General features: G+C 71.3%; 19 protein-coding genes. 10 read left to right on the top strand and 9 right to left on the bottom strand.

Going from position 1 to position 19,354, the window contains the following annotated elements; all coding sequences use genetic code 11:
- Window positions 1-310: 310 nt before the first annotated feature.
- The 4 genes from ACTWQO_RS26810 to ACTWQO_RS26795 all read left to right on the top strand — a co-directional run bounded on the left by ACTWQO_RS26810 (window position 311) and on the right by ACTWQO_RS26795 (window position 3,555).
- Window positions 311-763 (top strand): phospholipase, encoded by a 453-nt coding sequence (locus ACTWQO_RS26810; RefSeq protein ID WP_443239920.1) that lies wholly within the window; start codon window positions 311-313, stop codon window positions 761-763.
- A 68-nt stretch (window positions 764-831) separates the two neighbouring features.
- The gene (locus ACTWQO_RS26805) at window positions 832-1,581 is read left to right on the top strand and encodes a nucleoside phosphorylase (protein ID WP_443239919.1); all 750 of its coding nucleotides are present in this window, start codon (window positions 832-834) and stop codon (window positions 1,579-1,581) included.
- 85 nt (window positions 1,582-1,666) lie between these two features.
- Entirely contained in the window at window positions 1,667-2,338 is a 672-nt protein-coding gene (locus tag ACTWQO_RS26800) for a FadR/GntR family transcriptional regulator (protein WP_443239918.1), read from the top strand.
- Between the two features lie 242 nt (window positions 2,339-2,580).
- A complete protein-coding gene (locus ACTWQO_RS26795; protein ID WP_443239917.1) occupies window positions 2,581-3,555 on the top strand; it encodes a PAC2 family protein in 975 nt (324 codons plus the stop codon).
- A gap of 80 nt (window positions 3,556-3,635) precedes the next feature.
- Here ACTWQO_RS26795 and ACTWQO_RS26790 read toward each other — a convergent pair whose 3' ends face one another.
- Window positions 3,636-4,604, bottom strand: a complete 969-nt coding sequence (locus tag ACTWQO_RS26790) for an SMP-30/gluconolactonase/LRE family protein (protein WP_443239916.1) — start codon at window positions 4,602-4,604, stop codon at window positions 3,636-3,638.
- A gap of 318 nt (window positions 4,605-4,922) precedes the next feature.
- Here ACTWQO_RS26790 and ACTWQO_RS26785 point away from each other — a divergent pair, with 318 nt between their 5' ends.
- Window positions 4,923-6,650, top strand: coding sequence for a S8 family peptidase (locus ACTWQO_RS26785; RefSeq protein WP_443239915.1), 1,728 nt, complete (start codon window positions 4,923-4,925; stop codon window positions 6,648-6,650).
- Between the two features lie 35 nt (window positions 6,651-6,685).
- A complete protein-coding gene (locus ACTWQO_RS26780; RefSeq protein WP_443239914.1) occupies window positions 6,686-7,249 on the top strand; it encodes a hypothetical protein in 564 nt (187 codons plus the stop codon).
- Window positions 7,250-7,306: 57 nt separating this feature from the next.
- On the opposite strand, the gene mshC is transcribed toward ACTWQO_RS26780, so the two are convergent.
- From mshC to ACTWQO_RS26760, 4 genes are all read right to left on the bottom strand, one after another.
- Window positions 7,307-8,536 (bottom strand): cysteine--1-D-myo-inosityl 2-amino-2-deoxy-alpha-D-glucopyranoside ligase, encoded by a 1,230-nt coding sequence (gene mshC, locus ACTWQO_RS26775; protein ID WP_443239913.1) that lies wholly within the window; start codon window positions 8,534-8,536, stop codon window positions 7,307-7,309.
- Window positions 8,537-8,652: 116 nt separating this feature from the next.
- Window positions 8,653-9,474 carry an SCO1664 family protein gene (locus ACTWQO_RS26770; RefSeq protein WP_443239912.1) on the bottom strand — a complete coding sequence of 274 codons (822 nt, stop codon included), beginning with the start codon at window positions 9,472-9,474 and terminating at the stop codon, window positions 8,653-8,655.
- Window positions 9,438-10,028, bottom strand: coding sequence for a DUF3090 domain-containing protein (locus ACTWQO_RS26765; RefSeq protein WP_301978567.1), 591 nt, complete (start codon window positions 10,026-10,028; stop codon window positions 9,438-9,440). The genes ACTWQO_RS26770 and ACTWQO_RS26765 overlap by 37 nt, the downstream gene beginning before the upstream one ends.
- Before the next feature lie 99 nt (window positions 10,029-10,127).
- On the bottom strand, window positions 10,128-10,814 hold the full coding sequence (locus tag ACTWQO_RS26760) for a histidine phosphatase family protein (protein WP_443239911.1): 687 nt from the start codon (window positions 10,812-10,814) through the stop codon (window positions 10,128-10,130).
- Between the two features lie 62 nt (window positions 10,815-10,876).
- On the opposite strand from ACTWQO_RS26760, the gene corA reads away from it, so the two are divergent.
- Complete coding sequence (gene corA / locus ACTWQO_RS26755; protein ID WP_443239910.1) at window positions 10,877-11,875, top strand: magnesium/cobalt transporter CorA; 999 nt, start codon at window positions 10,877-10,879, stop codon at window positions 11,873-11,875.
- 25 nt (window positions 11,876-11,900) lie between these two features.
- On the opposite strand, the gene ACTWQO_RS26750 is transcribed toward corA, so the two are convergent.
- Window positions 11,901-12,689 (bottom strand): ferritin-like domain-containing protein, encoded by a 789-nt coding sequence (locus ACTWQO_RS26750; RefSeq protein WP_443239909.1) that lies wholly within the window; start codon window positions 12,687-12,689, stop codon window positions 11,901-11,903.
- Between the two features lie 219 nt (window positions 12,690-12,908).
- Window positions 12,909-13,964 (bottom strand): LLM class F420-dependent oxidoreductase, encoded by a 1,056-nt coding sequence (locus tag ACTWQO_RS26745; protein WP_328367642.1) that lies wholly within the window; start codon window positions 13,962-13,964, stop codon window positions 12,909-12,911.
- A gap of 119 nt (window positions 13,965-14,083) precedes the next feature.
- Here ACTWQO_RS26745 and ACTWQO_RS26740 point away from each other — a divergent pair, with 119 nt between their 5' ends.
- Both ACTWQO_RS26740 and ACTWQO_RS26735 read left to right on the top strand, forming a co-directional pair.
- On the top strand, window positions 14,084-15,067 hold the full coding sequence (locus tag ACTWQO_RS26740; RefSeq protein WP_443239908.1) for an aldo/keto reductase: 984 nt from the start codon (window positions 14,084-14,086) through the stop codon (window positions 15,065-15,067).
- Window positions 15,064-17,367, top strand: coding sequence for a helix-hairpin-helix domain-containing protein (locus tag ACTWQO_RS26735; protein WP_443239907.1), 2,304 nt, complete (start codon window positions 15,064-15,066; stop codon window positions 17,365-17,367). Before ACTWQO_RS26740 ends, ACTWQO_RS26735 begins: the two co-directional genes overlap by 4 nt.
- Window positions 17,368-17,457: 90 nt before the next feature.
- Here the strand turns inward: ACTWQO_RS26735 and ACTWQO_RS26730 are convergent, their stop codons facing one another.
- On the bottom strand, window positions 17,458-18,216 hold the full coding sequence (locus ACTWQO_RS26730; protein WP_443239906.1) for a hypothetical protein: 759 nt from the start codon (window positions 18,214-18,216) through the stop codon (window positions 17,458-17,460).
- Between the two features lie 47 nt (window positions 18,217-18,263).
- Here ACTWQO_RS26730 and ACTWQO_RS26725 point away from each other — a divergent pair, with 47 nt between their 5' ends.
- The gene (locus tag ACTWQO_RS26725; protein ID WP_005485166.1) at window positions 18,264-18,452 is read left to right on the top strand and encodes a DUF5703 family protein; all 189 of its coding nucleotides are present in this window, start codon (window positions 18,264-18,266) and stop codon (window positions 18,450-18,452) included.
- A gap of 68 nt (window positions 18,453-18,520) precedes the next feature.
- Here ACTWQO_RS26725 and ACTWQO_RS26720 read toward each other — a convergent pair whose 3' ends face one another.
- Complete coding sequence (locus tag ACTWQO_RS26720) at window positions 18,521-19,321, bottom strand: chaplin family protein (protein ID WP_443239905.1); 801 nt, start codon at window positions 19,319-19,321, stop codon at window positions 18,521-18,523.
- Window positions 19,322-19,354 lie beyond the last annotated feature (33 nt).

Below are 19,354 nucleotides of genomic sequence, written 5' to 3'. Positions count from 1 at the left end.
TCGTCCGCGTCAACGCATGGCTCACCGGAACACCCTTCGCCCCCACCCGGACATCCCACTTCGCAGCCCTCCGCCCCACCGGATAGAACCGGTGGGGCGGAGCCGAGGGGCATTCGCCAACGGTGTCCACGCCGATGGAGCCGCCCCTTTCGCATGCCGTCAAGTCCGGTTCATGCTCCGATCTCCTGGCATGTCCGAGAGTTAACGGACCATTAGGACACATGAGGTGTGAAAGGCCTGATGGTGGATCAATCATCTTGTCATGAACCTGCGATCCGACGGACGGATCGCGGCCTCATGGAGGTGTGGGATGCACCGCAGACTCTCCACCGGTCTCGCCGCTTCGGCCCTTGCCCTGATCACCGTCACCGCAACTGCCGCCACCGCCACCGCAGTTCCCGCCGACAAGCCCCAGGTCCTCTCCAACTGGACCCAGACCAGCGCGTCGAGCTACGACGCGTGGGCCGCCGCCCGCGCGAACCAGTCCGCCTGGGCCGCCTACGAGTTCAACTGGTCCACCGACTACTGCTCCTCCTCGCCGGACAACCCCTTCGGCTTCCCCTTTGCCATGTCCTGCGCCCGGCACGACTTCGGCTACCGCAACTACAAGGCCGCGGGCGCGTTCGACGCCAACAAGGCCCGCCTCGACAGCGCCTTCTACGAGGACCTCAAGCGCGTGTGCAACAGCTACAGCGGCGGCACGAAGACCGCCTGCACCAGCACCGCCTGGACGTACTACCAGGCCGTGAAGGCCTTCGGCTGACAGCGGTCACTTTCCCGGGGCCGGGTGCGGTACGTCGCACCCGGCCCCGCCCTCGGTAACGTCGTCCCATGCCCCGTGATCTGCTGCCCGTCACCCGAATACCCCGCACCGGGCTCCCGGCCCACGCCATCGTCGTGGGCGACCCGGCGCGCGCGGCGGTCGTCGCCGCGCTGCTCGACGGCGCCGAAGAGGTCTCGTACCACCGCGAATACCGTGTGTTCAGCGGGAGTTGGAAGGGCCTGCCGGTCACCGTCGCCTCGCACGGGGTGGGCGCTCCGGGCGCGATCCTGCTGTTCCAGGAGCTGGCCGACGCGGGCGTACACACCTTTCTGCGGTTCGGTACGGCGGGCGCGATGAGGCCGGGCATCGGCGACGGCGATCTGGTCATCGCCGAGGCGGCCGTGCGGGACGACGGGGTCACCCACCAACTGCTGCCGCCCGAGTACCCGGCGGTTTCCTCCCCCGAGGCGGTGTTCGCCCTTCAGCGCGCGGCACGCGAGGCGGGCGCCCCGCACCACCGTGGCATCGTGTGGACGCGGGCCGCCTTCCAGCCGGGGCTGCTGCCCCTCTTCCCGTACGGTGGCGCAGGGCTCGCGGCGATCGAGATGGAACTGTCCGCGCTGCTGGTGACGGCCTCGCTGCGCGGGCTGGTGGCCGGGGGTGTGCTGGTCGTGGACGGTGCCAACGCCGACGAACTCGTCGACGAACAGGGCACCGGCGGATACGACCCTCACCGGGACGTGGTGGCGGCGGGCGTCGAGAGAGGTGCTGTCGTATCCCTGGAGGCGCTGCGGCTGCTGATGGAGCAGTTGCCCTGATCTGCGCATTCGGCGTCCCGTTCAGCATGGTGAACCCCCATAATGGCGTGAGACATCGGATGTCTGAACGACAGGGAGGCCGGCCATGGCAGTCACCGACGAGGCGATCGAAAAGATCAAGGGCATGATCGTCTCCGGCGCGCTGCGCCCGGGCGACCGGCTGCCCAAGGAGAGCGAGCTCGCCTCCGAACTGGGCCTGTCCCGCAACTCCCTGCGGGAGGCCGTGCGCGCCCTGTCCCTGATCCGCATCCTGGACGTGCGCCAGGGCGACGGCACGTACGTCACCAGTCTCGATCCGCAACTCCTCCTGGAGGCGCTGAGCTTCGTCGTCGACTTCCACCGCGACGACACGGTCCTGGAGTTCCTGGCCGTACGCCGCATCCTGGAGCCGGCCGCGACGGCGATGGCGGCCTCGCGGGTCAGCGAGCAGCAACTGGACGCACTGTCGGCCCAGTTGGAAAAGCTCGGCGACGCGCCGTCAGTCGAGGAACTGGTCGCGTGTGACCTGGACTTCCACCGGGGCATCGTGCAGAGCTCGGGCAACTCGGTGCTCTGCTCGCTCCTCGACGGCCTCTCGGGTCCCACCACCCGCGCGCGTATCTGGCGCGGCCTGACCCAGGAGGACGCGGTCAGCCGCACCCTGCACGAGCACCGCATGATCCTCGCCGCGCTGCGTGATCGGGACGCGGAGGCGGCGAGGTCGTGGGCGACGGTGCATATCGCGAGCGTGGAGCAGTGGCTTCGGTCCACGTTGTGAGTTTGGCCGGGTCGCCGTAGGGGTGCTTGTCGTCTTGCGGGTGCCGGTTCGTTGTGGCTGGTCGCGCAGTTCCCCGCGCCCCTTAGGTGGGTCCACTCGCCCGAGTGAGAGCTTCAGGGTGTTCCAGGGTGGCGGTCTGGGCAGTGATGCGTGCATTCCCCCCTCCAGGGGGCTGCGGACGCCCCGCCCGCACGCCGTAAGGTTGGGACGTCAGGCGAGGGCACGTCGGAAGGAGGCGCTGGGTGATCGAGCTCGAGGGGGTTCCCGAGCTGATCGACCCGGTCATGGTGGCCGCGTTCGAGGGCTGGAACGATGCCGGCGACGCCGCCTCCACCGCGGTCGCGCATCTGGACAGGGAGTGGAAGGGCGAGGTGTTCGCGGCGCTGGACGCCGAGGACTACTACGACTTCCAGGTGAACCGCCCCACCGTGTGGATGGACGCCGGAGTGCGCAAGATCACGTGGCCGACGACAAGGTTGTCGGTGGTGCGGATCGGCGGTGAGAAGCCCCGCGATCTCGTCCTCGTCCGCGGTATCGAACCGTCCATGCGATGGCGCTCGTTCTGCAACGAACTGCTCGGCTTCGCACACGAGCTGGGCGTGGAACTGGTGGTCATCCTGGGCGCCCTGCTCGGCGACACCCCGCACACGCGTCCGGTCCCGATCAGCGGGACCACGTCCGACGCCGACCTGGCCCAGCGGATGGACCTGGAGGAGACCAAGTACGAGGGCCCCACGGGCATCGTCGGCGTCCTCCAGGAGGCGTGCACCCACGCCGGCGTGCCGGCCGTGTCGCTGTGGGCGGCCGTCCCGCACTACGTGTCGCAGCCGCCCAACCCGAAGGCGACGCTGGCCCTCCTCAACCGCCTGGAGGATCTGATCGACGTACGCATCCCGCTGGGCGAGCTGCCCGAGGACGCGCGCGCCTGGCAGGTGGGCGTGGACCAGCTGGCCGCCGAGGACACCGAGGTCGCCGAGTACGTGCAGACGCTGGAGGAGGCCCGGGACACCGCCGAGCTGCCGGAGGCGTCGGGCGAGGCGATCGCCCGCGAGTTCGAGCGGTATCTGCGGCGCCGGGACACTCCGGGCGGCCACGCCACGGAGGGCGGAGAGGGCACGCCGTTCCTCAAGGACCGGGGCGACAACCCCGGCGGTCGTGCCAAGCCGCCGAAGCCCCCGAAGCCGGACACGGACGACGAGGATTCGTCCGAGGACTGAGGAGAAGCGGGGCGGCACGGTTCAGGCGCACCGCCCCGGCTCTCGCCTCGGTATTCGCTCCGGCTCTCGCTCCGCCTTTCTCAGCGGGCCACAGCGATCACGTCGTACGTGGTCGTCGGCGTCGGAGTCGTCGTGAACCGTGCGTTGGGCAGGTAGAGCCGGTCCCGGTATGCGGCGACCGTGGTCGGCACGTCGAAGTCCGGGTCGGTGATGCGGCGCCGGAAGACTCCGCTGGTGCCGTCGGGCGCGAGTGTGAACACGTCGATCGCGTTCTGCCGGTTCTGGACGACGTACAGCGTCCGCCCGAGCAGCAGCAGACCGTCGCCGTTGGTGAGCGGGGCCGCGTCGCCGAGGTCGACGATCTTGGTGACGCCGGTCTTCGGGTCCACCCGGTGCAGGGCGCCGACCCCGGACTGCACGACCAGCAGGGCCGAGCCGTCGGGGGTGCGGGTGACGCCGTTGGCGTTCACGACCTCGCCGGGGACCTGGCTCCAGTCGCCGCTCAGGGTGATCGTCACGATGTCGTCCGCGTCCGGCAGCGCGCCGCGCCGGCCGAGCGGCAGGGCGTAGAGCGCGGGCTGGTAGGAGTCGGTGAACCAGGCCGTGCGGGGGGTCAGGAACACATCGTTGGCGAAGGTCGGGGTCGCCGTGGTGAGGGCGTACGACGCGAGGATCGCGCCGCTGCGGACGTCGACGACCCGGGCGCCCTCGCCGCGTCCGGCGACGAACAGGCGTCCCCGGTCGTCGAGTTTGAGGCCGACCGAGGGCGTGCCGGGCCCGGTCGAGATGATGCCGCCCTTGCCGGTGCGCAGGTCGGCCCGGTAGATCGAGCCGTCGCCGAGCGAGCCGAGGTAGGCGTACGGCCCGCCGCCGATGGTGATGCCCTCCGGGCGGAAGCCGTCGGGCAGCGGGATCACGGTCGGCCAGGACGTCCCGGAGGCCGAGGCCGTCGTGGCCCCGGCGAGGACGGCACCGGCGGTCGCGGCACCGGCCGTGAGGAGTCTGCGGCGGGTGAGGCCATGTGCGAAGGAGCGATGCGTGGGTGCCACTGTGCGTCCTTCCGCGGAGGGACCGGCCGACTGGCTGGTCCAACGGTCAACTGACGCGTCCACCCCATCACATGCCGGATGGCTCCGCAGCTCTCCCCAGTCCCTCGACAGCCAGTAGACAGCTTCTGGCCGGATTGTTACGGGACATCTCTTTCACGCCAATTGCACACGGTACCCAATTCAACTTGTTTCCAAACCCAGTTGACGAACACGGGGGTGGACGAGTCGCCGTGGGAGTGCTTGGTTGTCACCCGTACCCGTACGACTCGGCACCATCCGCTACTTGGCATCCGCACGGACCGAAGGGAGCGGTACCCGATGACCGACCCAGTACAGCCGGCGCAGGGCCCGGGGGCATCCGGGCCGGGGCCCGACGGAGCGGGATTCACCTATCGAGGAGCCGAGCAGGAACTGATCGTCGTCGCACGGCCCGAGGCCCGGCTGCGTGCCCAGACCGAGGGCGTCCGCTCGGCCGCCGGCGCCGATGTGACGGCACTCAACATGTTCCTCAGCGACGAACAGCTCGCTCTGGAACCGCTGTTCGGCAGCGAGGAACGGCTCCAGCAGTCGGCCACCGCGGGTCCGGAGGACACTCCTGACCTCGCGCTGTTCTACCGCGTACGCGGCGGCGAGAGCCGCGCACAGGAGCTGCGTTCACGGATCGCCGCACTGCCGGGGATCGACACGGCGTATGTGAAACCCGGCGCCGTGCCCGCCTCCCTGCAGAGCTCCGAGGAGAACCGGCGGCTGAAGGAAGGCGCCCCGGTCACACCCGACTTCAGCAGCAGGCAGGGCTACTTGCGTCCGGCGCCCGAGGGCATCGACGCGCACTGGGCCTGGCAGCGGCCCGGCGGCACCGGCCACGGCGTGACCGTGATCGACGTCGAGGGCGCCTGGCAGCTGGGCCATGAGGACCTCGCCGCCAAGCTCGCCGGCGTCGTCGTCGGCACCCCGCTGACCGACGTCGCCTGGCGCAACCACGGCACCGCCGTGATCGGCGTGATCGGCGGCGACCGCAACGAGTACGGCGTCAACGGCATCGTGCCCGACGCGGTGACCGCGGCCGCGTCCTTCCACGGCATCGGCACCGCGGCGGCGATCCACGCCGCCGCCGACCGGCTCGCGCCGGGCGACATCGTGCTGATCGAGCTCCATCGCCCGGGCCCGCGGCTGGACTTCGCCGAGCGCGACGACCAGCACGGCTACGTCGCGATCGAGTGGTGGCCGGACGACTACGCGGCCATCCGCTACGCCACCGCCAAGGGCGTGCTCGTCGTGGAGGCCGCCGGCAACGGCGGCGAGTCCCTCGACGACGCCGTCTACGAGCGCCGCCCGGACGAGTTCCCGGAGACCTGGCGCAACCCCTTCAACCCCTCCAACCAGTCCTCCGGCGCCGTCCTGGTCGGTGCGGGCGCACCGCCGCCCGGCACGCACGGCCGCGATCACGGCCCGGACCGGTCACGGCTCGCGTTCTCCAACTACGGCGCCCGGCTGGACGCCCAGGGCTGGGGCCGCGAGGTCACGACCACCGGCGGCTTCTGGGACCGGCCCGGCGATCTGCAGGGCGGGCCCGAGGAGATCGCCTGGTACACGGACACGTTCTCCGGTACGTCCTCCGCCTCCCCGGTGGTTGTCGGCGCACTGGCCGCGCTGCAAGGCATGCTCAAGGCGGCCGGCCAGCCCCCGATGACACCGGAACGTGCCCGTGCGGTGCTGCGGGCCACGGGTTCCCCGCAGCAGGACGCACCGGGCCGGCCCGCATCCCAGCGGATCGGCAACCGGCCCGACATCAAGGCGGCGGTGACCCAGCTGCTGCCGCAGGCGGTCGGCTCGGGCCGGGCCGAACGGTACTGGGACGAGTTGCTCCCGTACCCCCGTGAACTCCCGCCGCGGCTCCGGCTGTTCGTGGCCGGCGCCTGGCGCAACCTGAACCACCCGTCCCCCGACATCCGCCAGGCGGTGCACACCGCCTTCGCGGGGGGACGGCCCGATGTCCGAGTGTGGTTCTCGGACGACGAGATCGTCGGCCTGGTGATCACCGGCTGACGCAGCCCATCACATCAAGGGAAGGTGACACCCGTATGAGCACCACCCCGCAGATGAGTCACATGGGACTACAGCAGGGCCAGCAGTTCCCCAGCACGTCGCCGTACCAGCAGCAGCCGTTCGGGCAGCAGCAGGGCTACGGTCAGCAACAGCCGTACGGCATGGGCATGAGCGGCTCGCTGGAGCAGCTCCAGCAGCTCGGCCAGCAGCAGCCGTACCAGCAGTTGCTTCAGCAGCTGGGCCAGCAGCAGCAGTTCGCTCCCCAGCAGGACCAGCAGGCTCAGCAGGCCGAGCAGCAGGTGCAGCAGCAACTGCAGCAGGTCGCGCTGCTGGCGGTGCAGCAGGTCGTCCAGCAGGTGCAGGCGCAGGCCCTGGCCTCCGGCGTGGCGAACGGCTTCATCGACATCGTCCACCCGCTCCAGGGGCAGCCGCACCAGATCTTCCTGCGCATCAACAACCAGTTCCGGGTCCTCAACAACCCGAACCCGCAGATCCACCAGCAGATCCAGCAGGCCTTCGCGTTCGGCCACCAGGTCGTCGGCATCTGGGACACCCAGTCGCCGAACGTGCTGCGCAGCGTACGGATCCAGCGGATCTGACGCGCATGTGAAAAAGGGGCGCTTCCTCCCTAGGGGAGGAAGCGCCCTTCCGCCTGATTACAGGGCCACGCCCAGCAGAGCGTCCACCGCGCGCGATACGACGCCGGGGGCGCCCTCGTCCGTGCCGCCCCGCTCCTGCTGGAGCGCCGCCCAGCGGTCGACGGCGACGAGGGCGGCCGGGGCGTCCAGGTCGTTCGCAAGGGCCTCGCGGATCTCCGCGACCAGCGTCTCGGCGGGCGGTCCGTCGGGGCGGGAGACGGCGGCACGCCAGCGGTCGAGGCGCGCGACGGCGTCCTCCAGGACCTGGTCGGTCCACTCCCAGTCGGCCCGGTAGTGGTGGGCGAGCAGGGCCAGCCTGATCGCGGCCGGGTCGACGCCCTCGCGGCGGAGCGTGGAGACGAAGACCAGGTTGCCCTTGGACTTCGACATCTTCTCGCCGTGCAGCGCGACCATGCCGGCGTGGACGTACGCCTTGGCCATGGGGAACTCGCCGGTCAGCACCTGGGCGTGCGAGGCGCCCATCTCGTGGTGCGGGAAGGCGAGGTCGGAGCCGCCGCCCTGGATGTCGAAGCCCATCCCGAGGTGGTCCAGGGCGATGGCGACGCACTCGATGTGCCAGCCGGGCCGCCCGCGGCGGAGCGAACCGCCGTCCCAGCTGGGCTCGCCCTCGCGGGCGGCCATCCACAGCATCGGGTCCAGCGGGTTCTTCTTGCCCGGCCGGTCGGGGTCGCCGCCGCGCTCGGCGGACAGCAGCCGCATGGCGGCCGCGTCGAGGCGGGAGACCTTGCCGAAGTTCGGGTCGGACTCGACGGAGAAGTAGATGTCCCCTTCGAGTTCGTAGGCGGCACCCGCGTCACGCAGTCGCTCGACGAGCGGCACGATGCCGGGTATCGCCTCCACCGCGCCGATGTAGTGCTGCGGCGGCAGCATCCGCAGGGCGGTCATGTCCTCGCGGAAGAGGGCCGTCTCCTGCTCGGCGAGGGCGACCCAGTCGACGTTGTCCCGCTGGGCGCGCTCCAGCAGTGGATCGTCGACGTCGGTCACGTTCTGGACGTAGTGAACCTGCCGCTTGGTGTCGAGCCACACGCGCTGCACGAGGTCGAACGCGTTGTAGGTCGCCGCGTGACCGATGTGGGTCGCGTCGTACGGGGTGATGCCGCAGACGTAGATACGGGCGACGGGACCGGGGTCGAGGGTGACGAGCCCATCGGTCGCTGTGTCGTGGATCCTCAGGTCGCGGCCCTGACCAAGCAGGGCGGGGACCTCGGAAGCGGGCCAGGCATGCATGTCATGAGCCTAACCGGACGGAAGTTCCGTATTCGAACCGGACCAGGCCGGATGGCCGGTAGCGCACTCTTGCGGAACGTCGCCGGCCGTGCCCGTTGTTCCCTACATCGGCGGCACTACACCGGCGGCCACGGAATGGCGGGCCACTCGCCGCTCGGCACCGGATGGACCCCCGCGGTGAGCAACGCGTCAACACGCGCGCGCGTGGCGTCGAGTTCGGCACCGGTGATCAGCCCGGCCAGACGCTCCGCCAGGGCTCCGCCGTCCCCCAAGGCGTCCTTGAGGCCCTTGAGGACATCGACGGCCTCACCCGTGAGCGGCTCGCCCGCCCACCCCCACAGCAGCGTGCGCAGCTTGTTCTCGGTGTTGAAGGTCACGCCGTGATCGATGCCGTACAGCCGGCCGTCGGCGGCCGGCAGCAGATGGCCGCCCTTGCGGTCCGCGTTGTTGATCACGGCGTCGAGGACGGCGAGGCGGCGCAGCCGAGCGTCGTCGGCGTGCACCAGCAGCGCCGTCTTTCCGTCGCCGACCTCGGCGAAGCCGATCGCCTTCCAGCCCTCCTCCGGCTCCTCACCGTCGACGAGGGCGAGCAATTCGCTCTCCTCCGGCTGCGCCTCGATCCACAGCTGGACCATGCCCTCGCCGTACGGCCCGTCGCGCAGCACGGTGGTGGGCACCAGGCCCCATCCGGTGGCCTCGGAGACCTCGTACGCGGCGACCTCGCGCCGGGCGAGGTTGCCGTCGGGGAAGTCCCAGAGGGGGCGCTCGCCGCGGACGGGCTTGTAGACGCAGTGGGCCGCTTCCCCCTCGTGGGAGACGGAGCAGTACAGCACCGCGTTCGAGGCGTCCCGGATCTGCCCGCGGACCGTGAGCTCACCCCGGGTGAGCAGCTGGGCCGTGGTCACGCTCCGCGGCGGTATCCGTTCTGGCGCGGACATACGTGTCCTTCCGGGTCGAGCGGGAGGCTGCACAGCGGGCACGGCGGCCGCCCGGCGTTGACGACGTCCAGGGCGCGCTTGGCGAACGCGCGGGCCTGGGCGCCGGTGAGCCGGACCCGCAGCATCGGGGGCCCGTTCTCCTCGTCCTGGAGCAGCCGCTCCTCGGCCTCGGCGAGGTCCTCCTCGGAGTCGGCGTCCAGCTCCACGAGGGCCTGCGCCTCGACGATCATGCGCTGTTCCTCGCCGTCCCAGGCGAGGGCCATGGTGCCGACCCGGAACTCCTCCTCGATGGGGGCTTCCAGCGGGGCCGTGTCGGCGACCTCGGTGGGCGCCACGGCAGGGACGGCGGCGCTGCCGCCACTGCGTCGTACCACCTCGTCGAGCAGCTCGTCCATGCGCTCGGCGAGCGCGGCGACCTGGGTCTTCTCCAGAGCCACGCTGGTCACCCGGGATCCTGCGATGGCCTGGAGGAAGAACGTACGGCGCCCGGGCAGTCCGACCGTGCCGGCCACGAAGCGGTCCGGAGGATCGTAGAGGAACACCTGACGGGACACGTCCTGTCTCCATTGGAATCGACATCGGGACCGGCCGCTGCGGCCACCGGAACTCAAGTCAGGGCCACCTCGACCGCTTCACCCTACTGCGGTTGACGATCACGGTGCGCCCGCATCGCCCCCGACCCTGGCCTCTCCTGACGGAGGTTCCGCGCGAGGCGCAAGGGAGGCGAAATCCCCGGTGTCACCGAGGCGAACGAGAAACGGCCTCAGGCGGGTGTAACGGATCGCGGTGATGGAACACGGCTCTACGGAGATCCGCTGGAAGAGGTCGAGATGGAGTCCGAGCGCGTCCGCCACGAGGGACTTGATGAGGTCGCCGTGCGAGCACATGACATAGACGGCATCGGCGCCGTGGTCGCGCTCCACGCGCGCGTTCCACTCGCGCACCGCCTCGGCGGCACGGGTCGCCATGGCCCGCATCGACTCACCGCCGGGGAACTGCGCCGCCGACGGATGCGCCTGCACGACCTCCATCAGCGGCTCGTCCATCAACTCGGCGAGCTTGCGCCCGGACCAGTCGCCGTAGTGGCACTCCCCGATCCGCTCGTCGGTGTGGGCGGTCAGTTCCGGCCGGGCGTCCAGCAGCGGCCGTATCGTCTCCTGGCAGCGCTGCAGCGGGCTGGTGACGACCTCGGAGATCGGCAGCTCGGCGAGCCTCCCGGGCAGCGCCGCGGCCTGCGCGGCGCCACGCTCGTCGAGGGCGACCCCGGGCGTCCACCCGGCGAGCAGTCCCTCGGTATTGGCGGTGGATCGTCCGTGCCGGACGAGGATCAGCGTAGGCATGCGGCCAAGGGTAGGCGTCCGTCCGGGTGCACTTCGGGGCGTGGGGCGGGAGAATACGCTCCGTGATCGTCGACTGCGCCATCTACCGGGACGGGATGCGCACGGAGGGGCCGCGGGACCTCTCCGACGCCCTGGCGCAGTGCCGGGTGGGCGGGGACGCGTTCGTGTGGATCGGGCTGTACGAGCCGACGGAGCGCGAGTTCGACCAGGTGACGGAGGAGTTCGGGCTGCACCCGCTGGCCGTCGAGGACGCCCTGACCGCCCACCAGCGCCCCAAGCTGGAGGTGTACGACGACTCGCTGTTCATGGTCCTCAAGCCGGTCGCGTACGAGCCCAAGAGCGACAACGTCACCTCCGGCGAGGTCATGATCTTCATCGGCGACTCGTTCGTGGTGACCGTGCGGCACGGCGAGGAGGCACCGCTCACGGCGGTACGGAAGCGGCTGGAGGCGGAGCCCGAGATGCTGCGGCACGGCCCCACGGGGGTGCTGTACGCGATCTCGGACGCGATCGTCGACCACTACGTGGACGTGGCGGGCGAGCTGAGCACCGACCTGGAGGAGCTGGAGGCGGAGGTGTTCTCGCCGACCGGCGGCGGCACCCGGCACACCGCGTCCCGCATCTACAACTTCAAGCGGCAGATCCTGGAGTTCCGCCGGGCCACCGGACCGCTGGCCCAGCCACTGGACCGGCTCGCGGGCACCGGCCTGTTCGGTCTGCGGGTGCCCTTCGTGCCGGAGAAGGCGCAGCCGTTCTTCCGCGACATCAACGACCACCTGATGCGCGTGAACGAGTCCGTCGAGGGCCTGGACCGGCTGGTGTCGGACATCCTGTCGGCGCATCTGGCCCAGATGAGCGTCCGGCAGAACGACGACATGCGGAAGATCTCCGCGTGGGCGGCCATGGCCGCGGTCCCCACGATGATCGCGGGGATCTACGGCATGAACTTCGACCACATGCCGGAGCTGCGCTGGGTGTGGTCGTATCCGGCGCTGATCCTGGCCATGGCCGCCCTGGAGGTCTTCCTCTACCGCCTGTTCAAGAGCCGGGGCTGGTTGTAGGCGCTTCTTTCAGATCTTTCAGACGTCAGGCGAACTCGGGGGCCGAGGTGGCGGGGCCGCCGAGTGCGTCGCGGCGTTCCGGCATCTTCAGGCTGACCATGCGGCGCCAGCCCGCGATCCGCTCGTAGGCGTACATCGCGTGGATGCCCGCGGCGAGCAGCGCGGCCTTCGGCTTCGGCCAGCCGAGGATGCGCCCCATGTGGGACATGACGGCGAGGCTGACGTCCCGGTAGATCCGGATCTCGGCGAGCGCGCACTCCCGCAGCGTCCGCTGGATGGCCCGGCCGTGCCCGGCGTGGGCGAAGCGCAGCAGTTCCTCGTGGCAGTAGGCGAGATGGTTGTCCTCGTCGTTGGAGATCATCTTCACCGCCCGGCCGACGTCGGGGTGGTCGGCGAAGTACTTGCGCAGCAGCTCCATCTCCTCGGAGGCGCGCTGCTCGGTGACCCGGCTGTGCGAGAGGTAGGTGACGATGTCCTGGACGGTGAGCGGCTCGTCGCGCTTGAGCTTGTCGTGCGCGAGGCCGATGCCGTTCTTCTCGAGGAGCATGGTGTAGTCGGTCTCGGGCGGTACGGGGACGGGATCGAGGCCGCGCTTCTTCATCAGGGCGTTGAAGATCCGCCCGTGCTTGTCCTCGTCCGCGCCATGCCGGGTGATCTTGGGGGCGAGTGCGCGCTCGCTGTCCGGAACGAGCGCGGCGATACGGGCGTTCTCCCAGCCGCCCTGTGACTCCCCGCTTGCGGCGATGGAGCAGAACAGGCGGAAGGACTCGTCGTTGTCGAGGATCTCCTGGAACAGACTCTTGGCCGAAAGCATCGTGCGCACCTCTCTGCAGGATTCCGCAAAGAACGAGTCAAATGCGGTGCGAGGGACGCTGCAACAGCTGTGTCGGACAACTCCGCCAAAAGGATGACCCCGGGCTCCGCCGAGGGCGTAACCGCGCGCGCTGCGGCGCGTTGTGCTGCGTGACGGCCGTGGCGGGGAAGACCCCCGAGCCCCCACCACGGCCGCAGAACTTCCCCCAGTGTCACGCCGTTACGCCAGCCCGGCCCGTTCCAGCGCCTCGGTGCCGGCCCGCAGCGAGGCGAGCCGCTCGTCCAGCGTGAAGCCCGCCGGGTTGAGGGACAGGGTGGTGACCCCGGCGGCGGCGTAGGCCTTCATCCGGTCCGCGATGCGATCGACGGAGCCGAGCAGCGTGGTCCGGTCGATCAGCTCGTGCGGTACGGCGGCCGCGGCGCCCTGCTTGTCGCCGGAGAGGTACTTCTCCTGGATCTCGGCGGCGGCCTGCTCGTAGCCCATGCGCCGGGCGAGCTGGTTGTAGAAGTTCTGCTTGGCGCTGCCCATGCCGCCGACGTACAGCGCGGTGTACGGGCGGAAGGCGTCGGCCAGCGCGGTCACGTCCTTGTCGGCACCGACCGCGAGCGGCAGCGTCGGGCAGACGTCGAACCCGTCCATGGTCTTCCCGGCCTTCTCCCGCCCGGCCCGCAGATATTTGATCGCGGTGTCCTCGAGGTGGTCGGCGGAGGGGAAGATGAGCAGCGCCCCGTCGGCGATCTCGCCGGTCTGCTCCAGGTTCTTGGGGCCGATCGCGGCGATGTACAGCGGGATGTGCTCGCGCTCCGGGTGCACGGTCAGCTTGATCGGCTTGCCGGGGCCGCCGGGCAGCGGCAGCGTCCAGTGCTCGCCGTCGTACGACAGCCGCTCCCGCGTCATCGCCTTCCGTACGATCTCCACGTACTCGCGGGTCCGGGAGAGCGGCTTGTCGAACTTGACGCCGTACCAGCCCTCGGAGACCTGCGGCCCGGAGACGCCGAGGCCGAGCCGGAAGCGGCCGCCGGAGAGCGAGTCGAGCGTGGCGGCGGTCATGGCGGTCATCGCCGGCTGCCGGGCCGGGATCTGGAAGATGGCCGAGCCCACGTCGATGCGCTCGGTCTGGGCGGCGACCCAGGTGAGCACGGTGGCCGCGTCCGAGCCGTACGCCTCGGCGGCCCAGCAGACGGCGTACCCGAGCCGGTCGGCCTCCTTCGCGACCGCGAGATTGTCCGCGTCCATTCCGGCGCCCCAGTAGCCGAGGTTGATCCCGAGCTGCATGGCGGATTCCCCTTACCGATCAGTAACGTCCCTTGTCCGGAGACCTTAGCGTGGGGGTGGGGAAACTGGTCATCCACAGGCCCCCACATCACAGGTCGTGGCCAGTAATCTCGGCGTCCATGGAGCAGAGGCATCTCGGCCGCACCGGCCTGCGCGTGTCCCGCATCGGGCTCGGCACCCTCACCTGGGGCAGGGACACCGACGAGCACGACGCCGCGGACCTCTTGAAGACGTTCTGGGAAGCGGGCGGGACGCTCATCGACACGGCCGACGTGTACGGCGACGGGGAGGCCGAGTATCTGCTCGGACGACTCATAGAAGGCCTGGTCCCGCGCCGGGACCTGGTGATCTCCACGAAGGCGGGCAGCGTGCCCGACCCGGATGTCCGCGTCGACGGCTCACGCGGCCATCTGCTCGCCGCGCTGGACGCCTCGCTGGCCCGGCTCGGCACGGACTACGTCGACCTGTGGCAGATCCACGCCTACGACCCGTTCACCCCGCTGGAAGAGACCCTGCAGGCCCTCGACATGGCGGTCAGCAGCGGCCGGGCGCGCTATGCGGGCGTCTCCAACTTCTGCGGCTGGCAGCTTGCCAAGGCGGCCACCTGGCAGCTGACGGCGCCGGGCGCACGGACCCGGCTGGCCGGTACGCAGCTGGAGTACTCGCTGCTCCAGCGCGGCGTCGAACGCGAGGTGCTGCCCGCCGCCCTCGACCTCGGCATCGGCCTGCTGCCCTCCTCCCCGCTCGGCCGCGGAGTCCTGACCGGCAAGTACCGCAACGCGACGCCGGCCGACTCGCGGGGCGCGTCCGAGCATCTGGCGCCGTTCGTCGCGCCGTACCTCGACGACACCGCGAGCCGGATCGTGGACGCCGTGGCGACGGCGGCGGACGGGCTCGCCGTGACGCCGCTCCAGGTGGCCCTCGCCTGGGTCCGCGACCGGCCCGGGGTGGCCGCGCCCATCGTCGGCGCGCGCAACGCGCAGCAGCTCACGGCGGCATTGTCAGTGGAGGCCCTTAGTCTTCCTGACGAGATCTGCCGGGCGCTCGACGATGTGTCAGCGCCCGTGCACCGCTATCCCGATCACGACTGGAGCATGCTGTGAGCACGGAGCCCGAGCCCACCGAGGACGCCGCGCACGCCGAGCCGGGGACCCCGGGCGCCGCGCGGGAGGGCGCCGCCGGGGAGACGGGGACCAGGGAGGTCGAGTCGGCCGGGGACGGCGGAGACGTCGGGGGCGAGTCGGCCGGGGCCGACGCCGACGAGAGCGGGGCCGACGCGGACGGCGGCCAAGGCACAGCCGATGCGGGCGAGACGCAGAGCCGGGACTCAGCCGACGCAGGCGAGACCCAGAAACAGGGCCCAGCCGAGTCCGGCGAGGTCCAGAGCCAGGACGATGAAGTCGCTGCCGCCGCCAAGTTGTCCGAGGCCGAGGCCGAGCTTGCCGCGCAGCGGATCGAGCGGGAGCGGATCGAGCGTCGGAAGGCCGAGAAGGCGGCGCCCATCACGGCCGGGGCGAAGCTCAGCGGAACGGCCGCCGATCTGCTCGCGGCCGTGCGCGCCGTGGAGAGCGGCGAGAAGCCCGCGGCCACCGTGTTCAGCGAGCCGGAGCCGACGCCTCGCCGCCCCGCCTCCGAGCCGGTGCGCCGCCCGCAGACCGAGGCGGCCCAGACGGCCGGCGCGGTCAAGGCCGTCGACGCCGTGCGCGGTGTGCTGGCCGACGGCGGCGCCCCGGAGACGCTCGCCCCGCAGGTCGCCACGGCCCTCGGCGAGAGCGCGGGCGACGTGCTGCGGGCGGACCCCTGGCAGTTGCTGCGGGTCACCGGGGTGCGTCCCGAGCAGGCCGACGGGTTCGCGCGGGCGCTGCTCGGCGCCGAGTCCGGCCCGGACGACGAGCGGCGCGGCCGTGCGCTCACCGTCTGGCTGCTGGAGCAGGCCGCCCTGGCCGGACACACCGCCCTGGAGCGGCCGGCGCTCACCGCCGCACTGACCCAGCGGGGCGTGCCGGACGCGGACACCGCCGTACAGAACGCCCTCGCGGAGGGCGAGGCCCTGGCCTTCCAGGACGCGTTGGACGACAAGGGCGGCGACGCGGCCGACGAGGGCGACGAGGAGCGGCCGGTCCGGGTCCTGGTCGGCCTGGAGCGGTACGCCCTCGCCGAGGAGAGCCTCGCCGACGGACTGGCCCGGCTGATCAACTCGGTGCCCAAGCAGGACGGTTCGGCCGGCGAGTGGGAGCGGGCCGCGTCGGAAGCGGGCTCCGCGGGCGAGTTGATCCGCGCGGTCGCGTCCCACGGTCTCGTGCTGCACACGGGCGGCGAGGCGTCCCTGACCGAACCGGCGGCACTGTTGCGCACGGCCTCCGAACTCGGCCTCCGCGCCTGGGCCGCCACCCACAGCCCGCTGGGCCGTACGCGGTTCGCGGCGCTGGTGAGCGAGCCGGGCGACTCCCGGGTCACCACCGTGTCCGGCCTCCTCTCCGGTGCCGAGGGCCCCGGCCGGGACGCGGACGGTGCTCTCGACCTCGACCTCCTCGTGGTGCTGGACGCTCCGCAGCTGGACGTGGAGACGGCGGCGCTGCTCTCGGAGTCGCTGCCGGACGGGGCGCGGCTGCTGCTGGCCGGGGATCCGGGGGTGCTGTGGTCGACGGGCCCGGGGCGGGTGTTCGCGGATCTGCTGGCGGCGCGGGTCTGCCCGCAGATCGCCTCCCGGCAGCCCGACCCCGGTCCGCTGGGCGAGCTGGTCTCCGGAATCGGCATCGGCGAGCTGAACCAGGTGGACTCCCCCGGCAAGGAGCTGGTGATCGTGCCGGTGCGGGACGCGGGCGAGGCCGTGCACCGGACCGTGCAGCTCGTCGCGGACTCGGTGCCGCGGGCGATCGGCGTGCCGGCCGAACAGACCGTGGTCATCACGCCGGGCCACGGCGGTGCGGCCGGTACGCGCGCGCTGAACACGGCACTGAAGGAGCGGCTGAACCCCGGCCCCGGCCGGTTCGGTGGCTTCGACCCCGGCGACCGGATCGCCTACTCCCCCGCGCCGGGCCGTACGCTGCCGGGCCAGGTGGTGAAGGCCGACGCCGACGGGCTGCACTTGTCGTGTGCGGGCGCCCAGGTCGTCGTACCGAAGGAGCGGGTGGAGCAGTCCGTGCGGCACGGGTGGGCGCTGACCGCGCACCAGGCGGTGGGTGCCCGGTGGCCCGCGGTGGTCGTGGTGCTGCCCGGCGACGCCGCGCAGGTCCTCAGCCGCCCCTGGGTCTACACCGCCTTCGGCCGGGCGGAGCGCCATCTGTCGGTGGTCCACGGCGTCGAGCAGGCGCTCCCGCGCGCGGTGGCCGAGGTCCCGCCCAAGCCCAGGACGACCCGCCTGCCCGTTCTGCTGGCCCCGCAGATCCCGGCGGCGGGCTGACACGGAAACGCTCGACACGGACGACGGCGGTGGCCGCGGAGGCCGGAACCTCCGTGACCACCGCCGTCGTACCGGTCGGTGTTCAGCCCGTCAGCGGTCCGCGTCCAGCCGCTCCAGGTCCTCTTCCTCGACCTCGTCCTCGACCTCGTCCTCGGCCTCGTCGTCCGCTTCGTCCTCGGGCTCTTCTTCGTCCTCGTCCGGGTCGAGTTCGTCCTCGAGATCGTCGTCCACGTCGTCCTCGATCTCGTCGTCGAAGACGGCACTGACGTCGAACCGGCAGACCACCTGCTGCGGGTCGATCGCCTCGAAGGGTGCCTCCAGCCACTCGCCGGGATCGGCGGGGTCGTCCGCCGCGGTCACCCAGAGCGTGGAGTCGCCCTCCTCCAGGCCGAACTCCTTGTGCCGTGAGGCGATCTCGTCCGGTTCGAACTCGCCGAACAGGAGGCCCAGCGCCCCGTGCACGGTGCCGGAGGCCCCCGCACCGTCCCGGCTCTCGTCGTCCGCCGCCTCGACCCGCTGGGCCTGCGCCAGCAGCCGCTGCGGTTCCACCACGGCGTAGTCGCGGCGGATCAGCACGCTCAGCGCGTTCGGCTCCTCGGGCCCCGCGTACGGCGGCAGCGCGTCTTCGGTCCCGGGGATCTCGAAGGGGGTGACCTCGTCGTAGCGGTCGTAGAGCAGCTCGTCGTACGCCTCGGCGGCCGCGGCGAGCTGGTTGAACGCCTCGTAGACGGTCGGGTCGTCCTCCCCCGACCGGCGTTCGACCGCGGCCAGGTGGCGGTCGAGCGCGGTCTTGACCGCCTCGGCGGCGGCGCGTACCTCGGCAGCGGTGGGCTGCTCAGCATCAGACATAGGGCAGACGCTATCCGTACAGGGGCTCTGCCCGCACAATAGATGCGATGCCGGAATACGAATTTGTCGACGTGTACGTGCCGCGCGGGGTCTCTCGCAAGGACGCCACACGACTGCTGACGGACCATGCCGAGTACGGACACTGGGAGTTGGACCGCCTGAGTCTGCTGCGGGACGGAAGCCGCAGGGTGCGGCTGCGCCGACGGATCATCCGCCAGGTGCGCGCCACGTGGTGAGCTGAGGCAGGAGAAAAACGGAGCGGGCCCCGCCACGGCGGGGCCCGCTCCGTTTCCGTGCGGTGTCGCTACGCCGAGGCGCGTGCCCTGCGGTAGAGGACCGTGCCCGCCAGCAGTGCTCCCGCGCCGACCGGGAGGACGAGGCCGAGGGGAAGGTCACCGCCGGTGTGGGCGAGCTGGGCGCTGCCCTGCGGCTGGGGGATCGACTGGGCGCCGGGCTGGTTGCCCCGCGAGGAGCCGTCGCCGCCGTCCGGCGTCTCGTCGTCCACGCCGGGCGGCGTACCGGGCTCCACGGGGTTGCCGGGCTGGCCGGGATCGCCCGGCTGCCCGGGGTCGCCGGGCTGCTCGGGGTTGCCCGGCTCGTCCGGATTTCCGGGCGGCGGCGTCTCGTGGTCGCCCCCGCCGGGAGGTGTGCTCGGCTGCCCGCCGCCGGAACCGCCGTTGTTCGCGCAGTCGTTGCCCTTGGTGCCGTTGCCGATGCCGATGATGTCGACGCTGTTGCCGCAGACGTTCACCGGGACGTGGACCGGCGCCTGGACGTGGTTGCCCGAGCCGATGCCCGGGGAGTCCTTGGCGTGGCCGTCGGCCTGCGAGCCGCCGCCGGAGCCGCCGTGACCGCTGTTCCCGCCCTGGTTGACGCACTTGTTGCCCATCGCCGGGTTGAGGATCCCGACGACGTTGACCGTGTTGCCGCAGACGTTGACCGGCACGTCCACCGGCGCCTGCACCGTGTTGCCCGACAGCACGCCGGGCGAGTGCGAACTCGAGCCGTTCGCGCCCGAGTCGGCGTGCGCGTGGCCGCCGGCGGCGGCGATCACGCCGGTCGCGGCCGCCACGGTCATCAGGCCTTTGCGGGTGACCTGTCTCATTGCTGCTTACCTGCCTTGTCCCTGCGTTACCGA

It is taken from the genome of Streptomyces sp. 4N124 (assembly GCF_052245395.1).
Taxonomy (GTDB): Bacteria; Actinomycetota; Actinomycetes; order Streptomycetales; family Streptomycetaceae; genus Streptomyces.
This window is presented reverse-complemented; position numbering and strand designations above follow the sequence as displayed.

Bases quoted from the DNA above. Each gene is read 5' to 3' on its own strand.
- ACTWQO_RS26810 (WP_443239920.1), top strand. From the start codon at position 311: ATGCACCGCAGACTCTCCACCGGTCTCGCCGCTTCGGCCCTTGCCCTG.
- ACTWQO_RS26805 (WP_443239919.1), top strand. From the start codon at position 832: ATGCCCCGTGATCTGCTGCCCGTCACCCGAATACCCCGCACCGGGCTC.
- ACTWQO_RS26800 (WP_443239918.1), top strand. From the start codon at position 1,667: ATGGCAGTCACCGACGAGGCGATCGAAAAGATCAAGGGCATGATCGTC.
- ACTWQO_RS26785 (WP_443239915.1), top strand. From the start codon at position 4,923: ATGACCGACCCAGTACAGCCGGCGCAGGGCCCGGGGGCATCCGGGCCG.
- ACTWQO_RS26780 (WP_443239914.1), top strand. From the start codon at position 6,686: ATGAGCACCACCCCGCAGATGAGTCACATGGGACTACAGCAGGGCCAG.
- mshC (WP_443239913.1), bottom strand. From the start codon at position 8,536: ATGCATGCCTGGCCCGCTTCCGAGGTCCCCGCCCTGCTTGGTCAGGGC.
- ACTWQO_RS26770 (WP_443239912.1), bottom strand. From the start codon at position 9,474: ATGTCCGCGCCAGAACGGATACCGCCGCGGAGCGTGACCACGGCCCAG.
- ACTWQO_RS26760 (WP_443239911.1), bottom strand. From the start codon at position 10,814: ATGCCTACGCTGATCCTCGTCCGGCACGGACGATCCACCGCCAATACC.
- ACTWQO_RS26750 (WP_443239909.1), bottom strand. From the start codon at position 12,689: ATGCTTTCGGCCAAGAGTCTGTTCCAGGAGATCCTCGACAACGACGAG.
- ACTWQO_RS26745 (WP_328367642.1), bottom strand. From the start codon at position 13,964: ATGCAGCTCGGGATCAACCTCGGCTACTGGGGCGCCGGAATGGACGCG.
- ACTWQO_RS26740 (WP_443239908.1), top strand. From the start codon at position 14,084: ATGGAGCAGAGGCATCTCGGCCGCACCGGCCTGCGCGTGTCCCGCATC.
- ACTWQO_RS26730 (WP_443239906.1), bottom strand. From the start codon at position 18,216: ATGTCTGATGCTGAGCAGCCCACCGCTGCCGAGGTACGCGCCGCCGCC.
- ACTWQO_RS26725 (WP_005485166.1), top strand. From the start codon at position 18,264: ATGCCGGAATACGAATTTGTCGACGTGTACGTGCCGCGCGGGGTCTCT.
- ACTWQO_RS26720 (WP_443239905.1), bottom strand. From the start codon at position 19,321: ATGAGACAGGTCACCCGCAAAGGCCTGATGACCGTGGCGGCCGCGACC.